The organism is Zhongshania sp. (genome assembly GCF_041623545.1).
Lineage (GTDB): Bacteria > Pseudomonadota > Gammaproteobacteria > Pseudomonadales > Spongiibacteraceae > Spongiibacter.
The window spans coordinates 1-3864 of sequence record NZ_JBFJWS010000298.1 but is presented as its reverse complement, the minus strand read 5'-3'; the positions used below and the strand labels follow the sequence as shown (position 1 = coordinate 3864).

The window sequence follows — 3864 nt, the reverse complement described above, 5'->3', positions numbered from 1 at the left end:
GTTACACTACACCTATATTTTTAAATTTTCATTGTATAAAGGAAGTCTGACTGAATGGCTAAACGCCGAAATATCCCCGATCCCCACGCTGAACGTGAGGCGTCGAACTACGAAAACCCGGTTCCCAGCCGTGAATATATCTTAGAACAGTTAAAAGACAGCGAGAAGGGCATTAGCCAGGCTCAGCTGCGCCGCCAGCTCGAAATCGAGGGCGAAGAACAGGAAGAAGGTCTGCGCCGTCGGATCAAGGCGATGTTGCGTGACGGTCAAATTATTGAAGGTCGCCGCGGCCAGTTGCGCGCGATTAGTGGCGGTGACAGCATGGTCGGCAAGGTGATCGGTCATCGCGATGGCTTTGGTTTTGTCAGTATCGATGGTGAGTCTGAGGACGTGTATTTGGCTAATCGCCAGATGCAGCAAGTTTTTGACGGTGACACAGTCAAAGTTGAGGTGACGGGCGTTGATCAGCGCGGTCGCCGTGAAGGTGTGATCGTAGAGGTCCTTGAGCACAATACCCAACAGTTGGTTGGCAAGTTGATGATGCACCGTGGTCTACCGCAGGTAGTACCCGAAAATACCCGTATTCAGAATTGGTTAGCACTTGAGGATAACGACGTCGCGACCGCCAAAGAGGGCGATTATGTGATGGTCGAATTGACTCAGCAGCCTGGTCAGCGCCAGCAAGCGCGAGGACGCATTACCGAGGTGCTGGGTGACCGGCGCACTGTTGGTGTGGCGACGGAGCTGGCAATTCGCAGTCATGATATTCCTTTTGAATGGCCTGAGGGCGTTGAGGAAGAGGCGCGGCGTTTTGGTTCCGAGCCCGCTGAGAAAGATAAGGCGCATCGCGTTGATTTGCGTCAATTACCGCTCGTGACCATTGATGGTGACGATGCTCGGGATTTTGATGACGCGGTGTATTGCGAACCCAAGAAAACTGGCGGTTACCGCTTGTGGGTGGCAATTGCGGATGTTTCTCACTATGTGCAAGTTGGCTCAGCCCTTGATCAAGAGGCGCATAAGCGCGCTACGTCGGTGTATTTCCCAGACCGCGTGGTGCCGATGTTGCCCGAGGCCCTATCTAATGGCCTTTGTTCATTAAAGCCCGATGTTGATCGCTTGACGATGGTTTGTGAAATGACCATCAGTGCTAGCGGTAAACTGAGTGGCTATGTGTTTTATGAGGGCTTAATTCGTTCTCACGCCCGCTTGACGTATAACGAAGTGGGCGCGTTGCTAGAGCTTGAGGGCGTTGATCCGAAGCATAATACCGGCCGCAATGCCCATTTATTGCCGCAACTGCGCTATCTGCACGATCTCTATAAAGTGCTGCGCAAGGCGCGTTCAGAGCGCGGTGCCATTGACTTTGAAACTGTTGAAACGCGGATCGTTTTCGACGATGAAAAGCGCATTGAAGCAATTGTGCCAATCCGTCGTCACGATGCCCATAAGCTAATCGAAGAGTGTATGTTGTGCGCCAACGTTGCGACCGCTAGAGCCTTAGACCGCTCTGGCCTAGAAGCGCTGTACCGTGTGCACAGCGGTCCGTCAGAACAGAAGTTAACAAATTTGCGGGAATTCCTCGGCGAGATCGGTTTGAGTTTGCAGGGTGGCGAAGAGCCTAGCCCTAAAGATTATCAAATGTTGTTGTCGAATCTGGGCGAGCGTCCAGATGCGGCGGTAATTCAGACCATGATGCTGCGCTCGTTGAGTCAGGCGGTTTATCACCCGGAGAACGAAGGGCATTTCGGCTTGCATTATGCCGGCTATACCCACTTTACCTCGCCGATTCGTCGTTACCCTGATTTGTTGGTTCACCGCGCGCTACGTTATTTGGTTCGCAGTGGCGGCGGTGAAGCGCCTGCTTGCTTCCATAAGATTGGCGATGCACCGAATCTTGATCGGAAGAAAATTTATCCCTATGACATGGATGCCCTCATTGCTCAGGGCGCGAACTCATCTGTCGCTGAGCGTCGCGCCGATGAGGCAAGCCGCGATGTAATGGCCTTCCTGAAATGCGAATTCCTGCAAGACCATGTCGGCAGTGAGCATGAAGGTATTATCACTGCGGTCACCGGGTTCGGCATGTTTGTCGAGTTGCAGGATCTCTATATAGAAGGCTTGGTGCATATCACTGCGCTGCCGCAGGATTTTTATCAGTTTGATCAGGCTCATCAGCGTTTAATTGGTGAGCGGACCCGCCGCGTCTTTCAGCTTGGTGACGCAATAAAGGTGCAAGTTCTGGCCGTTAATCTTGATCAGCGCAAAATTGACTTGGGTGTTGTCGCTGGCGATGACCTTGGCAAAAAAGCAGCGCATGACCCGACAAAGCCAGCTGGTGATGGACCTAAGCGCCAGCGCCGTAAGCCGGGTCAAAGTCGCGGTCGTAAAGTCGAGCCGAAGACCGCATCTCCCTCGCCCCGCCGCAGTAAACCCGAGGCTAGTTCGCCTGCGGCGAAGTCAGCGCCGCGTAAAAAGCGGCAATCCGTTGTACCTGTTGTTGCGGATGTACCGGCGGCGGCCCCTAAAAAGACCTCTGTTCGTGAGGCGCTGGCCAAGGGCTTAAAGGGTTTGATGCCAACAAAGTCTAAAGCGGCGGCTAAGCCTAAAGCAGCGTTTAAATCAGTTGGTGCGAAAGCGGCTGAAGCTAAAGCTGCGGAGGCCAAACCTAAGCCTCGCCGTAGTCGGTCTGGTGCAAAAGCTTCGGGTCCAAATGAAACACCCAAAAAAACGGGTGGCAAACCTAAATCGGGCGCCAATAGAACGCGTCGTAGTCGATAGAGGTTTTATTCTGTGGCAGAGAAAATATTTGGCATACACGCGGTGCAAAGCGTGCTGGCCCGTAGTCCTGAGCGAGTTCAGGAGGTGTATGTGCAAACGGGCAGGCTTGATAAACGCCTGCAGGAAGTGCTTGATCTCGCTAAGGCCGCGAAGGTTCACGCGGTTCAGCGGGCACGTCCTGAATTAGATGCAATGATTGAGGGGCGCCATCAGGGCGTTATTGCGCTGGTAGAGGCGGCGGCCCAATTTCAGGAAAAAGACTTGCTAGATTTGGTGGTCGCCGCGGGTAGCTCGGCTTTAGTGCTCGTGTTAGATGGCGTCACTGACCCCCACAACCTTGGTGCCTGCTTACGCAGTGCCGACGCGGCAGGGGTGACTGTTGTGGTTGCGCCCCGTGATAACTCGGTTGGGCTTAGTGCTACGGTGCTGAAGGTTGCCTGCGGCGCGGCAGAGGTCGTGCCCTTTGTGCAAGTCACCAATCTCGCCCGCAGTCTGCAGCAGATGCAGCAAGCCGGCGTCTGGATTGTCGGTATGGCGGGCGAGGCCGAGTTATCGCTTTACGAGCAGGATTTAACCGGGCCGCGGGCACTGGTACTCGGTGCAGAGGGCAGTGGTATGCGCCGCCTGACTCGCGAGAACTGCGATTATTTGGCGAAATTACCGATGGCCGGCTCAGTGAGCAGCTTAAACGTGTCGGTGGCAACGGGAATTTGTTTGTTTGAGGCGGTGCGCCAGCGCTTAAAAGCCTGAATTGGCTAAATAGTGTGCGAATCACTTGCATATCATCCTCGATATACCTAAAATCCGCGCTCTTGATTTATTGGTAGTTCCGACTATGTTGGTCGGAGCTGTCCTCCTTGTCACACCGTAAAGGGTGGCTTAACCCGTAAGGAGCTGAAAAATGCGTCACTACGAGATAGTGTTCTTGGTCCATCCAGACCAGAGCGAGCAAGTACCAGGTATGGTTGAGCGTTATACTCAAGCCATCGAAAAAGACGGCGGTAAAGTACACCGCCTAGAAGATTGGGGCCGTCGTCAACTGGCTTACCCAATCTACAAAATCCACAAAGCACACTACGTGCT

The 3864-nt window shown here is 53.6% G+C and carries 3 protein-coding genes; all 3 read left to right on the top strand.

All coding sequences use genetic code 11. The features are described 5' to 3' along the window. Positions 1-54 precede the first annotated feature (54 nt). Positions 55-2781, top strand: a complete 2727-nt coding sequence (gene rnr / locus ABYT30_RS16785) for a ribonuclease R (protein ID WP_373097590.1) — start codon at positions 55-57, stop codon at positions 2779-2781. Positions 2782-2793: 12 nt separating this feature from the next. Beyond that, positions 2794-3531 carry a 23S rRNA (guanosine(2251)-2'-O)-methyltransferase RlmB gene (gene rlmB / locus ABYT30_RS16780; protein ID WP_373097588.1) on the top strand — a complete coding sequence of 246 codons (738 nt, stop codon included), beginning with the start codon at positions 2794-2796 and terminating at the stop codon, positions 3529-3531. A gap of 151 nt (positions 3532-3682) precedes the next feature. After that, positions 3683-3864: 30S ribosomal protein S6 (gene rpsF / locus ABYT30_RS16775; RefSeq protein ID WP_373097587.1), on the top strand; the 182-nt coding region annotated here is incomplete at its 3' end.